Origin of the sequence: Aeromonas sp. R6-2, assembly GCF_040908155.1 — a bacterium.
In the GTDB taxonomy this organism is placed as follows: domain Bacteria; phylum Pseudomonadota; class Gammaproteobacteria; order Enterobacterales; family Aeromonadaceae; genus Aeromonas; species Aeromonas schubertii.
The window spans coordinates 1-22374 of the sequence record NZ_JBFODE010000050.1 but is presented as its reverse complement, the minus strand read 5'-3'; the positions used below and the strand labels follow the sequence as shown (position 1 = coordinate 22374).

At 61.5% G+C, this 22374-nt stretch carries 24 protein-coding genes; 11 read left to right on the top strand and 13 right to left on the bottom strand.

What is annotated here, in order from left to right; translation table 11 throughout:
• Positions 1-77: 77 nt before the first annotated feature.
• The 6 genes from hupB to AB5Y48_RS13255 all read right to left on the bottom strand — a co-directional run bounded on the left by hupB (position 78) and on the right by AB5Y48_RS13255 (position 7143).
• Entirely contained in the window at positions 78-350 is a 273-nt protein-coding gene (gene hupB / locus AB5Y48_RS13280; protein WP_005354046.1) for a nucleoid-associated protein HU-beta, read from the bottom strand.
• Between the two features lie 233 nt (positions 351-583).
• The gene (lon, locus tag AB5Y48_RS13275; protein WP_368164778.1) at positions 584-2944 is read right to left on the bottom strand and encodes an endopeptidase La; all 2361 of its coding nucleotides are present in this window, start codon (positions 2942-2944) and stop codon (positions 584-586) included.
• A 140-nt stretch (positions 2945-3084) separates the two neighbouring features.
• On the bottom strand, positions 3085-4362 hold the full coding sequence (gene clpX, locus AB5Y48_RS13270; protein WP_368164777.1) for an ATP-dependent protease ATP-binding subunit ClpX: 1278 nt from the start codon (positions 4360-4362) through the stop codon (positions 3085-3087).
• Between the two features lie 75 nt (positions 4363-4437).
• A complete protein-coding gene (clpP, locus tag AB5Y48_RS13265; RefSeq protein WP_005354052.1) occupies positions 4438-5061 on the bottom strand; it encodes an ATP-dependent Clp endopeptidase proteolytic subunit ClpP in 624 nt (207 codons plus the stop codon).
• A gap of 86 nt (positions 5062-5147) precedes the next feature.
• Entirely contained in the window at positions 5148-6458 is a 1311-nt protein-coding gene (gene tig, locus AB5Y48_RS13260; RefSeq protein WP_368164775.1) for a trigger factor, read from the bottom strand.
• A 304-nt stretch (positions 6459-6762) separates the two neighbouring features.
• Entirely contained in the window at positions 6763-7143 is a 381-nt protein-coding gene (locus AB5Y48_RS13255) for a diacylglycerol kinase (RefSeq protein ID WP_368164773.1), read from the bottom strand.
• Between the two features lie 144 nt (positions 7144-7287).
• Between AB5Y48_RS13255 and AB5Y48_RS13250 the strand changes: the two genes are divergently transcribed.
• Positions 7288-8352, top strand: coding sequence for a 3-deoxy-7-phosphoheptulonate synthase (locus tag AB5Y48_RS13250; RefSeq protein WP_060585944.1), 1065 nt, complete (start codon positions 7288-7290; stop codon positions 8350-8352).
• A gap of 2 nt (positions 8353-8354) precedes the next feature.
• Here the strand turns inward: AB5Y48_RS13250 and AB5Y48_RS13245 are convergent, their stop codons facing one another.
• From AB5Y48_RS13245 to AB5Y48_RS13235, 3 genes are read right to left on the bottom strand one after another with little or no spacing between them, the layout of a single operon-like run.
• Positions 8355-9089 carry an ATP-binding cassette domain-containing protein gene (locus AB5Y48_RS13245; RefSeq protein WP_368164772.1) on the bottom strand — a complete coding sequence of 245 codons (735 nt, stop codon included), beginning with the start codon at positions 9087-9089 and terminating at the stop codon, positions 8355-8357.
• A complete protein-coding gene (btuC, locus tag AB5Y48_RS13240; protein WP_368164771.1) occupies positions 9076-10059 on the bottom strand; it encodes a vitamin B12 ABC transporter permease BtuC in 984 nt (327 codons plus the stop codon). Before btuC ends, AB5Y48_RS13245 begins: the two co-directional genes overlap by 14 nt.
• 23 nt (positions 10060-10082) lie before the next feature.
• The gene (locus AB5Y48_RS13235; RefSeq protein ID WP_224160022.1) at positions 10083-10817 is read right to left on the bottom strand and encodes an ABC transporter substrate-binding protein; all 735 of its coding nucleotides are present in this window, start codon (positions 10815-10817) and stop codon (positions 10083-10085) included.
• Positions 10818-10916: 99 nt separating this feature from the next.
• Between AB5Y48_RS13235 and AB5Y48_RS13230 the strand changes: the two genes are divergently transcribed.
• Complete coding sequence (locus AB5Y48_RS13230) at positions 10917-11270, top strand: DMT family protein (protein WP_050664733.1); 354 nt, start codon at positions 10917-10919, stop codon at positions 11268-11270.
• Positions 11271-11325: 55 nt separating this feature from the next.
• The gene (locus AB5Y48_RS13225) at positions 11326-12447 is read left to right on the top strand and encodes a PilT/PilU family type 4a pilus ATPase (RefSeq protein ID WP_050664732.1); all 1122 of its coding nucleotides are present in this window, start codon (positions 11326-11328) and stop codon (positions 12445-12447) included.
• Between the two features lie 51 nt (positions 12448-12498).
• Here the strand turns inward: AB5Y48_RS13225 and AB5Y48_RS13220 are convergent, their stop codons facing one another.
• From AB5Y48_RS13220 to AB5Y48_RS13210, 3 genes are read right to left on the bottom strand one after another with little or no spacing between them, the layout of a single operon-like run.
• Positions 12499-12741: a FeoC-like transcriptional regulator gene (locus tag AB5Y48_RS13220; RefSeq protein ID WP_368164769.1), complete on the bottom strand. Its 243-nt coding sequence runs from the start codon at positions 12739-12741 to the stop codon at positions 12499-12501.
• Positions 12738-15005 (bottom strand): Fe(2+) transporter permease subunit FeoB, encoded by a 2268-nt coding sequence (feoB, locus tag AB5Y48_RS13215; protein ID WP_368164768.1) that lies wholly within the window; start codon positions 15003-15005, stop codon positions 12738-12740. Before feoB ends, AB5Y48_RS13220 begins: the two co-directional genes overlap by 4 nt.
• Positions 15002-15229 (bottom strand): FeoA family protein, encoded by a 228-nt coding sequence (locus AB5Y48_RS13210; protein ID WP_050664729.1) that lies wholly within the window; start codon positions 15227-15229, stop codon positions 15002-15004. The genes feoB and AB5Y48_RS13210 overlap by 4 nt, the downstream gene beginning before the upstream one ends.
• A 117-nt stretch (positions 15230-15346) precedes the next feature.
• Between AB5Y48_RS13210 and AB5Y48_RS13205 the strand changes: the two genes are divergently transcribed.
• The 8 genes from AB5Y48_RS13205 to AB5Y48_RS13170 all read left to right on the top strand — a co-directional run bounded on the left by AB5Y48_RS13205 (position 15347) and on the right by AB5Y48_RS13170 (position 21233).
• A complete protein-coding gene (locus AB5Y48_RS13205; protein WP_060585932.1) occupies positions 15347-15676 on the top strand; it encodes a translation initiation factor in 330 nt (109 codons plus the stop codon).
• A gap of 239 nt (positions 15677-15915) precedes the next feature.
• A complete protein-coding gene (locus AB5Y48_RS13200; protein WP_368164766.1) occupies positions 15916-16473 on the top strand; it encodes a TMEM165/GDT1 family protein in 558 nt (185 codons plus the stop codon).
• Positions 16474-16525: 52 nt separating this feature from the next.
• On the top strand, positions 16526-17452 hold the full coding sequence (locus AB5Y48_RS13195; RefSeq protein ID WP_368164764.1) for a DUF2157 domain-containing protein: 927 nt from the start codon (positions 16526-16528) through the stop codon (positions 17450-17452).
• Positions 17445-18431, top strand: a complete 987-nt coding sequence (locus AB5Y48_RS13190; RefSeq protein WP_050664725.1) for a DUF4401 domain-containing protein — start codon at positions 17445-17447, stop codon at positions 18429-18431. The genes AB5Y48_RS13195 and AB5Y48_RS13190 overlap by 8 nt, the downstream gene beginning before the upstream one ends.
• Positions 18428-18889, top strand: a complete 462-nt coding sequence (locus AB5Y48_RS13185) for a GDYXXLXY domain-containing protein (protein ID WP_368164762.1) — start codon at positions 18428-18430, stop codon at positions 18887-18889. Before AB5Y48_RS13190 ends, AB5Y48_RS13185 begins: the two co-directional genes overlap by 4 nt.
• 66 nt (positions 18890-18955) lie before the next feature.
• Entirely contained in the window at positions 18956-19699 is a 744-nt protein-coding gene (locus tag AB5Y48_RS13180) for a substrate-binding periplasmic protein (RefSeq protein WP_368164760.1), read from the top strand.
• 10 nt (positions 19700-19709) lie between these two features.
• Positions 19710-20441, top strand: a complete 732-nt coding sequence (locus AB5Y48_RS13175) for an ABC transporter substrate-binding protein (protein ID WP_050664723.1) — start codon at positions 19710-19712, stop codon at positions 20439-20441.
• Positions 20442-20510: 69 nt separating this feature from the next.
• Positions 20511-21233, top strand: coding sequence for a TerC family protein (locus AB5Y48_RS13170; protein ID WP_368164758.1), 723 nt, complete (start codon positions 20511-20513; stop codon positions 21231-21233).
• Positions 21234-21717: 484 nt separating this feature from the next.
• Here the strand turns inward: AB5Y48_RS13170 and AB5Y48_RS13165 are convergent.
• A partial coding sequence (locus tag AB5Y48_RS13165) for a transposase (protein ID WP_368164756.1) occupies positions 21718-22374 on the bottom strand: 657 nt, incomplete at its 5' end.

The following is a 22374-nucleotide window of genomic DNA, read 5'->3' as shown; positions in this document are numbered from 1 at the left end:
TGCGCCTTGGTCAATCAGTATGAGGGAAGCCCTCTCACATCTTCGGTTCGACGAATCGAACAGTAAGCCGAGGCGGCTTAGTTGACTGCGTCTTTCAGGGCCTTGCCGGCTTTGAAGGCAGGGACTTTACCGGCAGCGATCTCGATGGTGGCGCCAGTCTGGGGGTTGCGACCAGAACGAGCGGCACGCTCACGAACGGCGAAGGTACCGAAACCAACCAGGGCAACCTGGTCACCCTCTTTCAGAGAGTCGGTAACGGCATCGATGAAGGCATCCAGCGCACGACCGGCAGCGGCCTTGGAGATATCAGCGCCATCGGCAATCTTGTCAATCAGTTGAGATTTATTCACTCTTATTTCCCCTTTTATCGAACATCGCTACGGCGCTGATTTCCCTGGCCGCAACAAGTGGAGGTTTTTATAACAAGCCTCCTGATCAGTTGCAAGTGACAATCTGGCGCAAACCCGCGCCACATCACGCCTTGCGACTCATCATGAGTTCCCGGTCGGGGGACAAGGCTACTGCCCTTAATGAGACCTTGCAAGCCTTCTCCCCCGCCCTCATGCACCAAATTTGCGGTACATCATGCTTTAACGTCAGAAACGACCTCAAAACCCTGAGGATTTTCGGCCAGAGCCAGCTCCAGCACCTGATCGATCCAGCGTACCGGATGGATTTCCAGATCGGCCTTGACGTTGGCCGGGATCTCTTCCAGATCGCGCTCGTTCTCTTTGGGGATCAGCACACGCTTGATGCCACCACGGTGAGCCGCCAGCAGCTTCTCCTTGAGGCCACCGATAGGGAGCACCTCGCCACGCAGGGTGATCTCGCCAGTCATGGCCACATCGGCACGCACCGGATTGCCGGTGAGGCTGGAGACCAGGGCGGTACACATGGCGATACCGGCACTCGGACCATCCTTGGGGGTTGCCCCTTCCGGCACGTGTACGTGGATATCCCGCTTCTCGTAGAAGTCGGCGTTGATGCGCAGCTTCTCGGCACGGGCACGCACCACCGTCATGGCGGCCTGGATGGACTCCTGCATCACATCTCCCAGCGAACCGGTAAAGGTGAGCTTGCCCTTGCCGGGCACTGAGGTCGCCTCAATGGTGAGCAGATCGCCCCCCACCTCGGTCCAGGCCAGGCCACACACCTGACCCACCTGGTTGTGCTCTTCAGCCTTGCCGTAGTCAAAGCGCTGCACCCCGAGAAACTCCTTGAGGTTCTCCTGGTTCACGGTGACATGCGTGATGTTCTTGTCGAGCAGTATCTTCTTGACCGCCTTGCGACAGATCTTGGAGATTTCCCGCTCCAGGCTACGCACTCCGGCCTCGCGGGTGTAGTAACGGATCACCCCGAGAATGGCAGAGTCTTCGAGGGTGATCTCGCTCTCTTTAAGGCCGTTACGTTGTACCTGCTTGGCCACCAGGTGCTGCTTGGCGATGTTGAGCTTCTCGTCCTCGGTGTAGCCTGACAGACGGATCACCTCCATCCGATCGAGCAGCGGGCCCGGGATGTTCATGGAGTTGGAGGTGGCAACAAACATCACATCAGAGAGGTCGTAGTCCACCTCCAGATAGTGATCGCTGAAGCTGTTGTTCTGCTCCGGATCGAGGACCTCGAGCAGGGCGGAGGCGGGATCACCACGCATGTCCGAGCTCATCTTGTCGATCTCGTCGAGCAGGAACAGGGGGTTTTTGACGCCCACTTTCGCCATCTTCTGGATGAGCTTGCCGGGCATGGAGCCGATATAGGTGCGGCGATGGCCACGGATCTCGGCCTCGTCACGCACGCCACCGAGGGCCATACGCACATACTTGCGGCCGGTGGCCTTGGCAATCGACTGACCCAGCGAGGTCTTGCCCACACCGGGGGGGCCAACCAGGCAGAGGATGGGCCCCTTGAGCTTGTTGACCCGCGCCTGCACCGCCAGGTACTCGAGGATGCGATCCTTGACCTTCTCCAGACCATAGTGGTCCGCATCGAGGATATCCTGGGCCTTGGCGATGTCTTTCTTGACCTTGGTTCGCGCCTTCCAGGGCACCTGCACCAGCCAGTCGATATAGCCGCGCACCACGGTTGCCTCGGCCGACATGGGCGACATCATCTTGAGCTTGGAGAGCTCGGAGAGGGCCTTCTCACGCGCCTCTTCCGGCATGCCGGACTCATCGATCTTGCGGCTGAGGGCCTCGAACTCGTCGGGGCTGTCTTCCAGCTCGCCAAGCTCTTTTTGAATCGCCTTCATCTGCTCGTTGAGGTAGTACTCCCGCTGGCTCTTCTCCATCTGCTTCTTGACGCGAGAGCGGATGCGCTTCTCGACCTGCAGCAGATCGATCTCGGACTCCATCATGGCCATCAGGAACTCGATACGCTCGGCGACGGAGGCAAACTCCAGCACCTTCTGCTTGTCCTCGAGCTTGAGGGGCATGTGGGCGGCCATGGTATCGGCCAAACGAGCCGCATCATCGATGGCCGCGATGGAGGTGAGCACCTCGGGCGGAATCTTCTTGTTGAGCTTGATGTAGCCTTCGAACTGGCCGATGGCGGAGCGCACCAGCACTTCGGCCTCCCGCTCGGGGAGTCCCTCGGAGGTGAGGTAGCTCGCCTCCCCTACGTAATAGGCCCGATCATCGACCATCCGCTCCAGGCATGCCCGCTGGCCACCCTCGACCAGCACCTTGACGGTGCCATCGGGCAGCTTGAGCATCTGGAGTATGTTGGCCACAGTACCGACCGAGAACATCTCCTCGACCGTCGGATCATCTGTGGAGGCATCTTTCTGGGCAATGAGCAGGACTTTCTTGTCGTGCTCCATCGCCGCTTCCAGACACCGGATGGATTTTTCCCGCCCCACGAAGAGTGGAATGACCATGTGGGGATAAACCACCACGTCACGAAGAGGCAGGACGGGAATCTCGATGCGTTCTGAACGCTCTAGGTTCATATATGTCCTCTCGGCTTGTTATACCGTTGGCTAGCGCTTGGGTGAGTATATGGGGGCAGATCGGGGGGATTCAACGAATAAGGAGCCAAAAAGCATGAAAGGGGCGATTTGCCCCTTTCATTTGGTTAAAACACAGTCACTTACTCAGAGGCTGCGGCCTGGGTTTCAGGACGCTCGTAGATCATCAGGGGCGGTGTATCACCCTTGATGACACCCTCGTCGATGACCACCTTGCTGACCCCTTCCTGGGAAGGCAGGTCATACATGGTATCGAGCAGGACGGCCTCCACGATGGAGCGCAGGCCACGAGCACCTGTCTTGCGCTCCATCGCCTTCTTGGCAATGGCGACCAGAGCATCCTCACGGAACTCCAGCTCCACCCCTTCCAGATCGAACAGGGCGGCATACTGCTTGGTCAGCGCGTTCTTGGGCTCTTGCAAGATCTGGATCAGGGCAGCCTCGTCGAGCTCACTCAAGGTCGCAACCACAGGCAGACGACCGATGAACTCGGGGATGAGACCGTACTTGATGAGATCCTCCGGCTCGACCTTGGCAAAGGTCTCGCTCAAGGTTGCCTTGGCATCCTTGGATTTGACCTCGGCGCCAAAACCGATGCCGGTGCCCTTGACGGAGCGCTGCTCGATCACCTTGTCGAGACCGGCGAAGGCGCCGCCGCAGATAAACAGGATCTTGGAGGTATCGACCTGCAAGAACTCCTGCTGCGGATGCTTGCGGCCACCCTGGGGCGGCACGGAAGCAATGGTCCCCTCGATCAGCTTGAGCAGGGCCTGCTGCACCCCTTCCCCGGACACGTCGCGGGTGATGGAGGGGTTGTCGGACTTGCGGGAGATCTTGTCGATCTCGTCGATGTAGACGATGCCGCGTTGGACCTTCTCTACGTCGTAGTCGCACTTTTGCAGCAGCTTCTGGATGATGTTCTCCACGTCCTCCCCCACATAACCGGCTTCGGTCAGTGTGGTGGCATCGGCCATGGTGAAGGGAACATCCAGCAGGCGCGCCAGGGTCTCGGCCAGCAGAGTCTTACCGCTACCGGTAGGACCTATCAGCAGAATATTGGACTTGCCCAGCTCAACCCCGTTGGTATCGACACCGCTCGAGCGCAGACGCTTGTAGTGGTTGTAGACGGCCACCGCCAGCACCTTCTTGGCATGCTCCTGCCCGATGACGTAGTCATCGAGATGGGCACGAATCTTGTGCGGGGTCGGCAGCTCGGCACCTTCCCGTTTGGGAGAGATGTCGCGGATCTCTTCGCGAATGATGTCGTTACACAGCTCGACACACTCGTCGCAAATATAGACGGAAGGGCCCGCGATCAGCTTGCGCACTTCATGCTGGCTCTTGCCGCAAAAAGAGCAATAGAGCAGCTTTTCGCCCTCACCCTTGCGTTTGTCTGTCATTAAGAAACCTCTATCGTGATGGCGCGGTCGTTGCGCACTCTCATGGTCAGTGTACTACAGGCCGCGCCCGAGTGCTCAGGAGCGATGGGTCAGCACGCCATCGACCAGACCATAGGCTACCGCCTGCTCGGCCGACATGAAGTTGTCACGGTCGGTATCGCGCTCGATGGTGGCCATGTCCTGACCGGTGTGGAATGCCAGACGCTCGTTCAGGGTGTTCTTGATCTTGAGGATCTCCTGGGCGTGGATCTGGATGTCCGACGCCTGGCCCTGGAAACCGCCCAGGGGCTGGTGAATCATCACCCGGGCGTTGGGCAGGCAGAAACGCTTGCCCTTGGCACCACCGGCCAGCAGGAAGGCGCCCATGGAGCAGGCCTGACCCATACAGACGGTGCTCACGTCCGGCTTGATGAACTGCATAGTGTCATAGATGGACATGCCCGCAGTCACCGAGCCACCCGGCGAGTTGATATAGATGTAGATGTCCTTGTCCGGATTCTCGGACTCGAGGAACAGTAGCTGTGCCACCACCAGATTGGCCATCTGATCTTCCACCTGACCGGTCAGGAAGATCACCCGCTCTTTGAGCAGACGGGAGTAAATATCGTAGGAGCGCTCACCCTTGGCGGTCTGCTCAACCACGATGGGGACCAGGGCATTGCTGGGGGAGTCGGTCACATCGTTATAGTTTTTGAACATAAGGCATTGTCCCTAAAATAAAATGGCCCGAGTGAGTAACACACGGGCCATTATACGTAACACTCTTGACCTTAAGTCAAATGTTCTTAGGCACCGGCAGCAGACTTGTTGATGACCTCGTCGAAGCTTACCGCTTTCTCGGTCACCTGAGCCTTGGAGAGGATGAGGTCGATCGCCTGATCTTCGATGGCCAGGTTGCGCACGCCGTTCAGGGCCTGCTCGTTCTGCTTGTAGTACTCAACCACTTCCTTCGGATCTTCGTAGGCGGTGGCCATGGACTCGATGATGGACTCGACGCGAGCGTCGTCAGCCTTGATCTCGTTGGTGCGGATCACTTCACCCAGCAGCAGACCAACGCGCACGCGGCGCTCGGCCTGGTCCTTGAACAGCTCGGCCGGCAGCTCGGGGGCGTTGCCACCCTGGAAGCCGCCGAAGCGCTGCAGGGCCTGCTTGCGCATGGCGTCGATCTCTTGCTCAACGGCAGCCTTCGGCAGGTCGATGGCATTGGTGTCGACCAGACCGTTCAGTACCTGCTCCTTGACGGCGTTCTTCAGGGCCTGGGAGAGCTCGCGCTCCATGTTCTTGCGAACCTCGCCCTTGAGCTCTTCAACGGCACCGCTCTCGATACCGAAACGCTTGACGAACTCCTCGGACAGCTCCGGCAGGATCTGCTCTTCAACCTTGTGCAGCTTGGAGGCAAACTTGGCCGCCTTGCCCTTGAGGTTTTCGGCGTGGTAGTCAGCCGGGAAAGTCACCTCGATGGTGAACTCGTCGCCAGCCTTCTTGCCCATGATGGCGTCTTCGAAGCCCGGGATCATACGACCGGCACCCAGTACCAGGTTGAAGCCTTCGGCCTTGCCGCCTTCAAACTCTTCACCGTCGATGGAGCCGACGAAGTCCATGGTGACACGCATGCCATCGGCGGCAGCGGCGTCAACGTCAGACCAGGTGGCGTGCTGCTTGCGCAGGGTGTCGATCATCTTGTCCAGGTCGGCGTCGGTCACGGCAGCAACCGGCTTCTCGATCTTGATGCTCTCCAGACCGGCCACTTCGAACTCGGGATAGACTTCGAAGGTGGCGGAGAAGACGAAATCCTGACCTTCTTTGATCTCTTGCGGATCCATGGTCGGGGCACCGGCCGGGCTCAGCTTGTTATCGATGATGGCCTTGATGAAGTTGGTCTGCATCATTTCGTCGGCAACGCGGGCATGGGCCAGGGCGCCAAACATCTTCTTGATGATGGAAACAGGTGCCTTGCCCGGACGGAAACCGTCGATGCGACGGGACTTGGCCAGACCGTTCAGCTCTTTCTTCACGGCGGCGTCAACGGCGGCAGCCGGAACAGTGATAGTCAGGCGACGTTCCAGACCCTGGGTTGTCTCTACAGAAACTTGCATTCTTTTACCTCGTTCAACTCAGCACTCGGTGCTGACCCTTTATCTCCCCAAGGGTCTCCCCGGGGTCTTCCTGGTATTCAAAGACAACAGGGTGTCTTTGCTCAAATGAAAATCAGACGCGGCATTATAGCGGTGCGGTCCGGTCGAGTCGAGCCGCAGCGCCGTACGATTCTGTGCACCAGCACGCGATTTGATGCACAACCGGAGCCGAAGGTGGCGACCCGAAGGGAATATTTCAAGGCTTTTTCCCTTTTTTTCTCTCAAATGGGCAAAAAGCCGGCAGAGAGTGCCGTTTGTGCGACCATTACCACCATCCGAGCAAGTTACGACCGGCGATACCCCCCCAGACGAACAGGGTCAGGGCCAATGCCAGAAACACCGCGGCCGAGCCCATGTCCTTGGCCCGACCCGACAGCTCGTGGCGCTCCGATCCAATCCGATCTACCACCGCCTCCAGGGCCGAGTTGAGCACCTCGACGATCACCACCAGCCAGCTGACACAGACCAGCAGCAGGATCTGCTCGAGGGTATTGCCGACCCAAAACGCCAACGGCATGAGAAACAGGATGAGCATCAGCTCCTGGCGAAAGGCCGCCTCATTGCACCAGGCGGCCTTGAGCCCCTTGATGCTGTATCCGGTGGCGTGAATGATCCGGGTCAGACCGGTAGCCCCAGGTTTTCCCACATGACACCTCGATTATGTGCAAGCAGTACAGAACAGAAGGGCACGATAGTACCAGAGCGCCCTGCGGTTTCAATCAAGCGGCTTTTGCATTATGGTAAGCCCTTGCTTTCATGGGCCCTGGCGGCCATTTGACCCGAGTTGTATATGTCCATTCACACTGACGAACTGAGAACACGGCGCATCGGCGATCTCATCACTCCACGCGAGCTGGCTCGCTCCTTTCCCATCGATGACGAGACGGCGGGCCATCTGCTGACGGCCCGACGGGAAGTGGAGGCCATCTTGCAGGGGGAGGACAAGCGTCTGCTGGTGATCATTGGGCCCTGCTCCATTCACGATCCAGAGGCAGCCCTGGAGTATGCCCGTCGTCTGGTGATCCTGCGCGAGCGCTACGCCTCGAGCCTGTGCGTCGTCATGCGTACCTATTTCGAGAAGCCGCGCACCATCATCGGCTGGAAGGGGCTCATCAACGACCCCCATCTGGATGGCAGTTTCGACGTCAATCAGGGACTCTGCCTGGCCCGCAAGCTGCTGCTCGAGATCAACCAGCTCGGCATGCCCACCGCCACCGAATTTCTCGACATGGTCACCGGTCAGTATTACGCCGACCTCATCACCTGGGGCGCCATCGGCGCCCGCACCACAGAGTCCCAGGTACACAGAGAGATGGCCTCTGCCCTCTCCTGCCCGGTTGGCTTCAAAAATGGCACCGACGGTAACCTGCGCATCGCCATCGATGCGGTGCGTGCCGCCCGCCACAGCCACATCTTCTACTCCCCCGATAAAGAGGGGAAGATGACCATCTACCGCACCGCCGGCAATCCGCACGGTCACGTTATCCTGCGCGGCGGCCACAGGCCCAACTACGACACAGCCAGCATCGATGAGGCGTGCGAGGCCCTGGCGGGCGTGACCCTGCCCCAGCGCCTGGTGGTGGACTTCAGCCATGGCAACAGCATGAAGGATCACCGCCGTCAGATGTTGGTGGCCGAGGATATCTGTGATCAACTGCGCCGCGGCCGCAGCGGCATCGCCGGTATCATGGCCGAGAGCTTCCTGGTGGAGGGGCGTCAGGAGGTGGTTGACGGGCGCGCCGCCACCTTCGGCCAAAGCATCACGGATGCCTGCCTCTGCTGGGAGTCGAGCGAGCGTCTGGTGGCCATGCTGGCCGAGGCCAGCCAGGCCCGCATGAGCTGCCAGCCGCGATAACCCTAGCCGATAGGCAAGATCCAGTGCCGACCGGCCGCTTCCACGCGGCCGGTTTTTATTTTGAAGACCCGCTCTAGCACTGCCGGCTCCAGCCCCTCAGGCTCCCCGTCAAAACAGAGCCGCCCCTGTTCGAGACAGAGCAGGCGATCGGCCCAGTGCAGAGCCAGGTTGAGGTCATGAATGGAGAGCACGACCCCCATCCCCTGCCCCGTCAGATGACGCAATAACCCCAGCAGGGCGTGCTGATGGTGCAGATCGAGCCCGGCCAGGGGCTCGTCGAGCAGCAGCAGGCCGGCATTTTCGATGGGCCACACCTGCAGCAGGGTGCGGGCGATCACCACCCGTTGCAGCTCCCCTCCCGACAGGGTTGTCGCATCGCGCCCCAGCAGAGGGCCAAGCTCCAGGGTCTGCATCAGGGTATCGAGACCGGCATGGACGCACTCGGACGCCACCCCCAGGGTAAGCAGCTCGAAGACCGGCATGGGGAGACCGGGCTGCACCCGCTGGGTCAAGAGCGCACGCCGGGCCGCCAGGCTAGGCCAGTCGTAATCCCCCAAGGGACGATTATCGAGAGAGATCCTCCCCGCGCCCGGTGTCAGCAGCCCGGCCATGGCACCGAGCAGGGTCGATTTTCCGCTACCATTGGGACCAATCAGAGCCACCGCCTCGCCCCCCCGGAGGGAGAGGGAGACCTCATGGAGCCGGCCACTCAGGGTGACACATTCAAGGTGCAGCATGGCGCCTCATCAACAGAGCGATAAAGAGGGGAGCCCCCAGGGTGGCGGTCACCACCCCGATGGGCAGTTCACCGCTGGAGAGGGTGGTGCGGGCCAGCAGATCGGCCATCAGCAGCAACAGGGCACCACCGAGGGCCGAGGCAGGCAGCAGATGGCGCGGATGGGTCACCCCGCAAAGACGCAGCAGGTGCGGCACCACCAGCCCGACAAAACCGATGACACCGGCCAGGGAGACGGCCAACGCGGTGAGCAGACAGACCAGCAGGATGAGCCAGGTTCGCTCTCGCACCACGTCGAGCCCCATCAGGCGCGCCTGATCTTCCCCCAACAACAGCAGTTGCATGGCACCTCCACGCCGCCACAGCAGCAGGGCGCCAGTGAGGAGCAGGGGCAGACTCCAGAAGAGCTGGCTCCCCCCGAAGGCGAGACTGCCCATGAGCCAGAACATAAACTGGCGCAACGAGGCGTCATCGGCCAGATAGAGCAACCAGGTCACGGCGGCGTTGGCCAAAATACCGATGGCCACACCAAACAGCAGCAGACGCCCGGTATCGAGGCGTCGCCGGCGTGACATCCCCACCAAAAGCGCGGTGACCAGCAGGGCTCCGGCGAAACTCGCCACAGCCAGGGCCCAGGCGGGGAGTATCCATCCCCCCCCATTGGCCAGCGTCATCGCCACCATGGCACACAGCCCGGCCCCGCTCGAAATGCCGAGCAAGCCGGGCTCGGCCACCGGGTTGTAGAGCAGCACCTGCAGGGTAGCCCCGCTCATGGCCAGCGCCGCCCCTACCCCGATGGCCAGCAAGGTACGCGGCAGGCGCAATTGCCAGAGGATCTGCTGCCCCAAGGGGTCTTGCTCCTGCCAAGGCCAGACCCCGTAGGCGCCGAGGGAGAGGGAGAGCCCTCCCATGATGAGCAGGGCGAGGAGCAGGATCAGCAGCAACCCTCGTTGGCGCTGTTGTTGACGCATCTGGAGCTGATGGTGGGAGAGATTCAGTGGAGCTCCTTAACCCGGGGGCGATAGGCGGTGGCAAGGCGCTCGATAGTGCCATCTTTCACCATGCTCGCCAAGGCGTTAGCCAGCGCAACCCCCTGGGTCTGCCGGCCCGCAGCCCGGCTCATCCCCACATAGAGGTTAACCCTGGCCTCGGGCTGCCAGGGGGCCTTGACCAGTCGTGCCGGCGACTGAGCCAGGGCATAGTCGACCTGGCAGTCGGTACCGATCAACAGGTCCAGGTGGCCACGCTCTACCATGCCCAGCAACTGCTGCTCGGTCGGCACGCCGTGCCGGTGCAAGGCGGGATCCGAATCAAACGGCTCGAAATAGGCTGACTTCAGCACATAGCCCAGCTCAAGGGGGCGCAGATCCTCATAGCGGCGCACCCGCAGCGCCACCTCGGGCGGACCGTAGAAAGCGGGACGGCACTGGTAATAGGAGGGCTCGAGATAGTCGATATAGCGCTCACGCTCCGGTGTGCGGGCCAGCCCCATCATCAGGTCAACCTTGCCACTTTGCATAAACGAGAGTGCCCGCCCCCAGGGATAGCGGCGAATGGTCACCTCGACGCCGGCTCGCTCGGCCATGGCCTCGAGGATATCCACATCCAGACCACGAAATTGCCCCTCCTGCATCATGCGAAAGGGGGGCCACTCATCCATGGCCACCACCAGGGGGGCACTCCATACGGAAGGGACCAGCCAGAGCAGTCCCCAATACCACCACTTCATTACACCATCCTTGCCACGACAACTCACATCCGTGTCCCCTCTTTATCCCACAAGCCGCCCGGGCTATAAAGAGCCCCCTTTTTCTTTTGGATACAAAGCATGAACCCCGTCACCACCAGCATAGGCCTGCTGCTGTGCAGCAACGTCTTCATGACCTTCGCCTGGTATGCCCATCTCAAGAACATGGGCCACAAGCCCTGGATCATCGCAGCCCTGGTGAGCTGGGGGATCGCCCTGTTCGAGTATCTGCTGCAGGTACCGGCCAACCGCATCGGTCATCAAGTGCTGACGGTGGCGCAATTGAAGATCCTGCAAGAGGTGATCACCCTGACCGTCTTCGTCCCCTTCTCGGTGTTCTACCTCAAAGAGGAGATCAAGCTCGACTATCTGTGGGCAGCCCTTTGCATGATGGGAGCCGTCTTCTTCGTCTTTCGAGAGAAACTGACCGGTTGAGCCGATACAGGCCCCTTGCGGTTATAATCAACCCATTGCGACACGAGGACTCACCATGGAATTGCAACCCCTGCTGCAGATCCTGGCCCACCAGGATGGCTCTGATCTCTATCTCTCTACCGGTGCCCCCCCCAGCGCCAAGTTTCAGGGGGTGCTCAAACCCCTGGGCAGCGATCCCCTCCCCCCCGGTGAGACGGCCCGTATCGCCGACAGCATCATGGACGAAGAGCAGCGCATCGCCTTCGCCAAGGATCTGGAGATGAACCTGGCCCTCTCCATCCCCAAGGTGGGGCGCTTTCGTGTCAATATCTTCAAACAGCGCAACGAGATCTCCATCGTCGCCCGTAACATCAAGACCGAGATCCCCCGCTTCGAGGATCTCAAGCTGCCCGACGTGCTGCTCGAAACCATCATGGAGAAGCGGGGTCTGGTGCTGTTTGTCGGCGGTACCGGCTCGGGCAAATCCACCTCGCTGGCGGCCCTCATCGACCACCGTAACCGTAACAGCGGCGGCCACATCATCACCATCGAGGACCCTGTCGAGTATGTCCACCAGCACAAACGCTGTATCATCAACCAGCGCGAGGTGGGGGTCGACACCCGCAGCTTCCACGCAGCCCTCAAAAATACCCTGCGTCAGGCACCGGATGTGATCCTTATCGGGGAGATCCGCGATCGGGAGACCATGGAGCACGCCCTCGCCTTTGCCGAGACCGGGCACCTGGCCATCTCCACCCTGCACGCCAACAACGCCAACCAGGCCCTCGATCGCATCATCAACTTCTTCCCCGAGGAGCGCCGTCCCCAGCTGCTGCAAGATCTGGGCAACAACCTCAAGGCCTTCATCTCCCAGCGGCTGGTCAAGACCAAGGAGGGGGGACGCCGCGCCGCCGTCGAGGTGATGCTCGGCACCCACACGGTACGCGACATGGTCAAACGCAGCGAATTTGGCGGCCTCAAGGAGGTGATGGAGAAATCCAGGGCCCTTGGCATGATCACCTTCGATCAGGCCCTCTTCGAACTGGTGGTCGAGGGGTGCATCGAAGAAGAAGAGGCGGTGAAAAATGCCGATTCGGCCAACAACTTGCGCCTCAAGATCAAGCTCTGGCGTGAGAAGGGACAAATCGCCAACAGCAACGACTCCTCCGGATGGGCCATCGACATGGGCGACCACTGACCCGGCCGATATACGAAAAGAGGGCCCGCAATGCGGGCCCTCTCGCTTTAATCAGCGGTGAAACACCACCCCTATCTCGCCGTCGGGCAACCACTCGAAAAGCACCTCCGATTTCTGGCCGCAGCAGCTGCCACTGCAGCCCCCGCTGGCGCACTTGCGCACCCTGCCCTTGCGCATCCAGACTCCCAGCATCGCCTCGACGGCATCTTCCGAGGTGGCGAAATGACGGGCCAGATCCCGCCGGGAGACCCGGCCCTGCCGGGCCAGATAGTCACCCAGTTCGCGCAGGATCACAGTACCACCGCCTTGCGGGCCATGATGTCCCCGTGGCGGCGCATGGCGACCCAGAGCAGTACCGTCATCATCAGGTAGAAGAGTACCCACAGCAGGCTCTGCTGGGGATGACGGGTGAAGGTCAGCACCTGATAGCAGAGCGTGGCCCCCATGAAGGCGGTGTAGTTGCACCACAGGGCGGTGAAGGTGGCCCAGCCACGGCCGGTCTCACGGACCAGAGCTCCCATGGCGGCCGCGCAGGGCATGTAGAGCAGCACGAAGACCAGATAGGCCAGGGCGCCGGCTGCGCCGTCGAAATGCTGCTGCATGTTGCCATAGGTGGCCACATCGACCTCTTGCTCCTCGGCAGCTACGGCGGCATCTTCCACTTCGCCAACCGAGATGCCGATAGGATCGCGCGGATCGATGGCCGAGAGGTTTTCCGGGATGGTGGCCAGTGCCTCCTGCAGGCTGCCAAGCAGGCTGTACTCACCCGCCTCGTCGTCGGCACTGCCGGCATAGAGGCTGTTCAGGGTGCCCACGACCGCCTCCTTGGCGAAGATACCGGTGACGATCCCGACCGTTGCCTGCCAGTTGTCATCGCGGATCCCCAGCGGGTGCAGCACAGGGGTGACCCACTTGCTGACCGTGGCCAGGATGGACTTTTCACCGCCTGCGTGATCGAAACGGCCGTCGGTACCCAGGTTGTTAAAGACGCTCAGGATAGCGACCACCAGCACTATGGTCTTGCCCGCCCCGAAGATGAAGGTCTTGAGCTTCTGCCAGGTCTTGAGCAGCACGTGATTGAGGCGCGGCAGTTCATAGTCCGGCATCTCCATCAGGAGACTCTCGCTCTTGCCCGGCAGCAGGGTGCTGCGCAGCAGCAGACCGGTTAGCACGGCCACCAGGATCCCCAGCAGATAGAGGGCAAAGACCAGATCCTGGCCGTTATGGGGGAAGAAGGCGACCGCAAACAGGGCGTAGACCGGCAGGCGGGCGCCGCACGACATAAAGGGGGCCATGGCCGAGGTCATCAACCGCTCCCGCTCGGCCCCCAGGGTACGCGCCGCCATCACCGCCGGCACCGAGCAACCAAAGCCCATCAGCATGGGCACGAACGCCTTGCCCGGCAGGCCGAGGCGGCGCATCAGGGCATCCACGACGAAGGCGGCGCGGGCCAGATAGCCAGAGCTCTCGAGCACGGCGAGGAAGAGGTAGAGGCAGGCGATGACGGGAATGAAGGTGGCCACCGTCTGCAGACCGGCACCGAAGCCATCGGCCAGGATGGCGCTCATCCAGTCAGGCGCCGAGACCAGACCCAGCAGGTACTTGATCCCGTCTACAAACAGGGCGCCCCCCATGATATCGAAGAAGTCGATAAAGGCGCTGCCCACGTTGATGGCGAACAGGAACATCAGGTACATCACCATCAGGAAGAAGGGGATCCCGACCCAGCGGTTGAGCAGCACCCGATCCAGTCGCTCGCTGCCGGCCGCCGAGAGCTTGCCCTTCTGATGGCGATAGGCCTGGCAGAGGCCATGGATGTGACCATAACGCACATCGGCCAGTTGCAGATCCACGTCATGCCCCTGCTGCATCCGCTCGATCAGGGCGCGGACCGAGGCCTGGCGCTCAGCGTCGAGCCCACCGAGGAAACTGCTGTCCCCCTCCAGAAGACGCAGGGCACGACCACGGGCCACCGTATGGTGCTCGTCACCGATACACAGAGCCAGCTCATCGATGGCTGCCTCAAACTCGCTGCCGTAGTCGAGACGCAAGGGGGACTGATCGCCGGTGAAGGTGAGCAGGGCATCCTTGAGGGCCGCAATTTGACGCGGCTTGCGGGTCGAGAGAGCAATCACGGGGCAACCCAGGGCACTGGCCAGCGCCTTGGTGTCGATCTCGATGCGGCGTTTTTCCAGCAGGTCCATCTTGTTGAGTACCACCAGTACCGGCAGGCCCAACTCGCGCAGCTGCACGGTCAGATAGAGGGAGCGCTCGAGGCTGGCGGCATCGATGACATTTAAGAAGAGGTCGGGGCGCTGGCTCTGGATATAGCGGCTGGCGATCTGCTCGTCGATGGTGTCATGCTGATTGCCCAGACCATAGATGCCGGGCAAGTCCATCAGCTCCACCTCGAAGCCACGATGATCGAAGCGGCCACTCTTCTTCTCCACCGTCACACCGGACCAGTTACCCACCTGCTGGCGGGCGCCGGTCAGGGCATTAAAGAGGGAGGTCTTGCCACTGTTGGGGTTACCCACGGTCACCACATTCAACTTCATACTGCTTCTACCTCGATAAGCCGGGCCAGACTCTTCTGCATGGAGAGGCAGATCCCGTCACACTGGATCTGCAGGGGATCCCCGAGTGGGGCGGCACGCAAGAACTGCACCTGGCTTGTGGGGAGCAGCCCCATCACCATCAGTTTGCGACGAACCTGATGGTTCAATCTGTTCATGTTAACGATACGGGCACGCTGTCCCGGCGCCAGATCTGCAAGATCCATGGCCGACTCCTAACCTTAAACAAGAATAATTCGTTTTTATGATCGCCATTATAGGCCGTGATTCCAACTTTTTTTTGCGTAAAATCAAACTCTGCTCAGCAAATTCAGGAACGATTCATGTCACACGATGCCAACAGCCGCCTAGTCTACTCCACCGATCGCGGTCCCATCGACGAGCCCACCACGCCCACATCAGCCTCCCCTTTCCCCGATGACGGCGTGGTGCGTATCCGCCGTGAAACCAAGGGGCGCAAGGGTGCCGGCGTCATCACGGTGCACGGGGTCCCGGCGGCGCAGCAGAAGACCATTGCCACGACCCTCAAGAAAAAGTGCGGCACCGGCGGCGCCCTCAAGGAGGGGGTGATTGAGATCCAGGGGGACAAGCGAGACCTGATCAAGGGGGAGCTTGAGAAAGCTGGCTTTACCGTCAAGCTGGTCGGAGGCTAAGGCCCTTGCCGCGGGCAGGGCTTTTCACTAGAATGCGCACTCCCATCGAGGGGGAGTAGTCTGGCCACCTGACGCCATGCAGGGGGCTGTCCTGATCAACACACTTGGTGCCAAATCACCATGGTCAGGACGCGGCATCAGCCGTTGACAAGACCTTTGACGGGCGGGCGCCTGAACCGGGGACGGAGGGCACCTGCCAGTCTTTGGTTGATAACGACTCCGTCCCCCGGTTCTCATTTATGGAAGCTCTGCTCACCTCCACCATCAGCGTGGCCATCGCCGAGATCGGCGACAAGACCCAACTGCTCGCCCTGCTGCTCATCTGCCGTTTCAGAAAGCCCTGGCCCATCATCGCCGGCATGCTGGTCGCGACCGTGCTCAACCACGCCGCCGCGGCCTGGGTGGGAGAAATGATAAGCCGCTGGCTCGATCCCAAGACCCTCACCTATCTGGTAGCCGGCGCCTTTATCGCCATGGCGGTCTGGATCCTGGTGCCCGACAAGATGGACGACGAGGAGAGCCCTCTCGATCGCTTCGGCCCCTTCCTGGCTACCTTCGTGCTCTTCTTTATCGCCGAGATAGGGGACAAGACCCAGATTGCCACCGTGCTGCTGGCGGCCAAATATGACGCCTTCTTCCAGGTGATCGCCGGGACCACCTTCGGCATGATGCTGGCCAACGTGCCTGTGGTGCTGCTTGGCAAGCTTGGCGCCGACCGCCTTCCGCTCAAGTGGATCCGCCTCGGCTGTGCCCTGCTCTTCGTGCTGCTCGGGGTCAGCACCCTGATGATGGCCTAACAATTTCCCCAAACCGTGAAATAATGGCGGCGTCATCTCGCAAGGAGCCGCCATGTTTCCCCCCTCTCGCGCCCCCCTGTTCGAATGGTTACGCACCGGTCGGCTCTCGCCGGCACGCTGGGAGGAGGCCCACCGTCTGCTGGGTCTGCCCCCCTCACCCGCCGCCTGGTACTGGCTGTTCGATCGCCTGCTGCTTGGGCTCGCTATCGCGGCGCTCGGTGGCGGCCTTATCTTCTTTGTCGCCTTCAACTGGCACGCCCTGGGTCGCCTGCCGCGTCTCTTGCTGGTCGCGCTGCCCTTGCTGCCCATCCTGCTGCTGGCCAGCCACCCTGGACGCACGGCCCCGACCCGGGAGGGGAGCCTGCTGCTCGCCGCCCTCAATCTCGGGGCCCTGCTGGCCCTGATGGGGCAGACCTATCAGAGCGGGGCCGACCCTTATGAGCTGTTCGCCCTCTGGGCCCTGCTCCTCTTGCCACTGGCCTGGCTCGGCCGCTCTCCCACCCTGTGGGCCCTCTGCTGGCTGCTTACCCAAGTGGCGCTGCTGCGCTACTGGCAGGTGACTCACCGTGGGCTGGACTGGCTCGATGAGCAGGGGGTGGCCTGGAGCCTCACACTCGGCAACGGCCTGCTCTGGGCCCTGGTTCGAGCCCTGCCCCGAACCTGGTTGCCCGAGGCACTGCCGGCGCTGGCGGCCGGCCTTGGCAGCACCCTGCTGGTGCTGCTGGCCATCACCGAGATTGCCTCACCCCTTGCCTGGCTCCTCTGGCTCGGCTGGATCGCCTGCGCCTATCTCGCCTGGCATGGCCGCTTTCTGACCGGATTGGCCCTGGGTGCCCTCTCCTTTATTACGGTCCTGCTCGCCCTCGTCGCTCACCAGATAGAGGTCGACGCCATGGGCGCCCTGCTGCTGGCCCTGCTCGCCATCGCCCTCTCTGCCGCTGCCGTACGCTGGCTTGCCCGGGAGGCTCGCCATGAGTGATCTTCTCTGGCAACGGCTCTGCCAGGCCGGACTGGTGGACGGCGAGCCTCCTCGCACCCCGCACTGGAGCAGCCGTCTGCTGCTTGGCGCCTGCGGCTGGCTGGCGGCCCTCTTCTTGCTCATCGCCCTGCATCTGGCCCTCGGCGAGACGCTGCTCGAAGCCCGTCATGCCCTGCTGCTCGGAACGAGTCTGCTGCTGACGGCGCGTCTGTTGCTGGCGTGGCAGGGAGAAGGGGATCTGGTGGCCCAGCTGGTGCTGGCCCTGGCGCTCACCGGTGACGGCTGGCTGCTTTATGGGGTGCTGGAGACAGGTGATCTCCACTCGGGGCAGCGCTGGCTGATGGCAGCCCTGGGGGCACTGGCCATCGCCCTGCTCTTTAACCACTGGCTGCTGCGCCTCTTCCACGGCTTTGCCAGCGCCCTGCTGCTGACCCTGGCTTTGGCCTGTGTGGGAATGCAAGCCCTGGCACAACCCCTGCTTCTGTGTGCCCTGCTGCTACTCTGGTATGCCTGCGACTGGCGAGCGCGCCACTACGCCCTGTGGGAGAGCCTGCAACTGGGTATCGCCCTGGCGCTGCTCGCCCTCGCCCTGGCCAGCCCCCTCGGCGAAGGGAGCCTGGATCCCCTCGGCTGGTTTGCCCCCTCTCGCCTTCCCTACTGGCTGACACCGCTGCTGAGCCTCCCCCCGCTCGCCCTGCTGGCACGACGCGCCATCATTCCCTGGCCGCTGATCCTGCCCCTGATGGGGGCTGCAGCCCTCATTGCGCATCTGGGGGGTGCCGCCCTGCTGCTCTTGCTCGGCTTTCATGGTGGCCATCGCGGACTCTGGAGCCTGGGATTGCTGCTCCTGGTGGCGAGCCTTGGTCTTTACTACTACGACCTGAATCTGACCCTGATGCACAAGTCACTGCTATTGGGCGCCAGCGGCCTGGCTCTGCTCGCCGCACGCCAGTTGCTTCGCCGTGGGAGGAGAGCATGAGCCGCACTCGCCTCATCCCCCTCTATGGCGTGCTGCTAGTGCTGCTGCTGGCCGGCATGACCCTCTGGCGGGAGTATGCCCTGAGCGCCGGAGAGCGATTGCTGCTGCCCCTGGCACCGGTCGATCCCCGTTCACTGATGCAGGGAGACTATATGCGCCTTGACTATGAGCTGGCCCGCCAGTGGCGACCGGGTACCCCGCTTGTCATCGTCATCGATGCAAGGGGCATCGCCCGGCGAGGGCATGGCAACCCCGCAGCGCTGGCTGCAAACGAACGAGCAATCTTCCCGAAGCAGGGGCGGATCGGCCCCGATGCCTATTTCTTCGAGGAGGGGAAAGGTGCGGCCCTGGCGCAGGCGCGGTTTGGCGAGTTTCGCCTCTATCGCGGGGATCTGCTGCTGGTCGGGTTGGCCGATGAGCAGGGACGGCCACTGGGCCAACGACGTCCGCGCTGGTAAGCAGGTTGAGATCCGGCCATTGTGTGTCAACACTTAGGCCAGACCCCTCATCTGCAAGGAGTGCCTATGAAGCGCTGGTCCCTTCTTCCGCTGCTCATGCTGGGCTGTGCCCAGGCAAGCGATCTGAGCGATCTGCAATACCTGAGCGAAGAGTATCGCCCCTATAACTACAGCGATGAGCAAAGCCAGCCCACCGGCCTCTCGGTAGAGTTGCTGCAAGCGGTATGGCAGCGGACCAACACCCGGCCCCAGCATATCACCATCATGCCCTGGGCCCGCGGCTACTACCTGCTGACCCAAAAACCCAACGTGGTGCTCTTTGCTACCGCCCGCACCGCGGCCCGTGAGCCCCTCTTCAAGTGGGCCTGCCCCATCGGCTACGCCGAAATCGTGCTGCTTGCCCTCAAGGGGAAGAGCCCTGAGCTCAAAAGCCTCGATGATGCCAAGCAGTATCCCATCTCCGCCGTGCGTGCCGACGTGGGGGAGCAACTGCTTCTCAACAACGGTTTTGACGAGGGGAAGATCCTCAGTGCCAACCGATTGCAGCAGGCTCTCAAGATGCTCACCTCGGGACGCGCCACTCTGCTCTCGACCAATCGCACAACCGTGATGGAGCTTATCCACAGCCAGCAGCTCGACCCGGAGCAGTTCAAGGTTGCCTGGATGCTGAGCTCAGAGCAGTTTTGTTATGCCTTCAGCAGCCAGGTCAGCGACGAGCTGGTCAAGCGCTTCCAGACCGGCCTCAACCAGGTGCTGGCCAGCGACAGCTATGGGCCTATTCGGGACAAGTACTTCCCGGGCAAACAGTAAGGCGCCTGCGATGAAAACACTGCTCATCCTCTGCCTGCTTCTCTGCCCCCTTCCCTTGCTGGCGGATCTGAGTCGCCTTGAGTATCTGACCGAGGATTATCCCCCCTACAACTATCAGGAAGAGGGCAAGGCGGCCGGACTGGCGGTTGAGATCCTCAAGCAGGTGTGGCAGCAAAGCGGCACACCGGAGCAGCCGGTGCGGGTGATCCCCTGGGCTCGCGGCTACTATCTGTTGACCCAGAAACCGGACGTGGTGCTCTTCTCGACCGCCCGCACCACGGTGCGTAACCCCCTGTTCAAATGGGCCTGCCCCATCGGCTATTCGGAGATAGTCCTGCTCGCCCTGGCCAAACATGAGATCACCCTGGCCGATGAGAGTGCCTTGCATGGCCACTCCTATGCGGCAGTGCGTTTCGACGTGGCCGAGCAACTGCTGCTCAACCGCGGGCTGGATGACACCCGGATCATGCCGGCCAACCGGCTCTCCCAGGCGCTGCGCATGCTGATGTCGGGACGGGTCGAGATGGTCGCCGCCGGGGCGCTGGCCGCCCGCCAGGCCATGAAGGAGCTCGATGCCGACCCGGCCCTGTTTCAGCGGGTCTATACCCTGAGCGCCGAAGAGCTCTGCTTCGCCTTTAACCACGCCGTCAGTGACGAGACGGTCGACGAATTTCAACGGGCCCTGACCAAGGTATTGGCGAGCGAGCAGTATCAGCGCCTCTACAAGCGCTTCTTCCCCTGAGGGGACCCTCCCTCGCCTGTCCATCCGAAGAGGAGTACCATTCCTGCGTCTCTTCAGAAGGTGTACATCATGTTTGAATGGTTTCTGGACCCCGCCGCCTGGGTCGCTCTCGCCACCCTGACCCTGCTCGAGATCGTGCTCGGCATCGACAACATTATCTTTCTCTCCATCCTGGTCGGACGCCTGCCCGAAGCCCAACGCCAACGCGCCCGTCTGCTGGGACTGGGGCTTGCCATGGGCACCCGCATCCTGTTACTGCTCTCTCTGGCCTGGGTCATGCGCCTGACCACGCCCCTCTTTAGCGTGCTCGGTGAAATCATCTCGGGACGGGATCTCATCTTGCTGCTCGGCGGTCTCTTTCTCATCGCCAAGAGTACTCACGAGATCCACCAGACCATGGAGGGTGCAGAAACCGCCGACGATGGTACGGCCCGCATCGGTGCCGGTTTTATCGCCACACTGATCCAGATAGCCCTGCTCGATATCGTCTTCAGCCTCGACTCCGTCATCACTGCGGTCGGCATGGCCGATCACGTCCCCGTCATGGTGCTTGCCATCGTTATCGCCGTCGGGATCATGATGGTGGCGGCCAAGCCTATCGGTGACTTTGTCGATGCCCACCCCACCCTCAAGATGCTGGCCCTCTCCTTTTTGGTTCTGGTCGGCTTCGCCCTGTTGGCCGAAGGGGTCGATCTCCATATACCCAAGGGATATATCTACTTCGCCATGGCCTTCTCCATGACGGTGGAGATGATCAATATTCGCCTGCGCCGCCACCTCGCCAGGCACTGATAGGGTGAGCCTTGCGGGGCTCGCCTTCTCCTCTCTCTTTGCACCCCGTCCCTCGACTGGCGGTCGCTTCATTGATTAATTTATTGATCTGGCACAGAAATCGACCACTTTTCCCTTTTCCTTGTCACGCCGGTGAGTAACATCTCCGTTTGGCGACAAAGTCTCATCGGAGTCACCCATGGGCCCTCTCTCGCAACGGTGCAGGTTAACGGCAGCAGACTGGGGGCTGTAACTCAGGGGCGGTAGCCAGCTCTTCTTATAAGGACAGGCATCTTTTTAACATGGACAGGCATGGTTGAGCTGAACTGATCTCTTGCTCTTGCTGACTCCCCTTCCCCATCTATCCCTGTGCCCTGAGAGGCATTGTTCTCCCGGCAACAGCGCTGTTGGCCCGGGGATGGAAGGCCCAGAACGAGCGTGAGTGGGGAAAGACGCATGAAGACCCCTCGACTGAAGGCCGAGTGAGCACATTGAAGGGAAATGGTCAGGCGCAGAGCCAGCGCCGGCCGTTGGCAAGCCCCTGTCGCCGCTTGCGCTGCAAATGCTCGCAGAAATGGCCCAGCTCGTCGGGTGTGCCGGCCGGCCCCTTGAACAGGCGGCGAAAATCCCGGGTCAGCTTCTCCCAGTGAGCGGCGGGCAATCCCAATCGCGCCAATATGCGTGCACAACCCGGTGACATGGCGCCGCGCTTGTCTCCACGCAGCCAGCGGCCGCTCTCGTCCACCAGTTCGAGATAATCCGCCAGGGAAAAGGTCAAGCCGTGAGTCAGGGCTTGATGCTCATCGCCCACAAAGGGCAGCAGCTCATCGGGTTGTTTCCCTTCCAGCGCCGCCCGAATGCGTCGCTGGATGCTGGTAAAATCGGACGACTCGGGCGTCTCGGCCATGGCGGCTCGCACCGGATTGAGCTCCACATAGGCCATGCAGGCAAGTAACGCCGATTCGTTGAGCAGGGCCTGGGACTTGAAGCGCCCCTCCCAGAAGTGTCCGGTGCAGCCATCCTCCCGGTTGGCCTGCCGGGCGATGGGCTCGCACAGCAGACGCATCAGCCAGCTGATATCCATCAGCCGCTGACGGTAAATGCCGATAGTGGCTTGCACCGCCAGCCATTGGGCCTCATCGAGCGACTCGCCCTTGGCAAA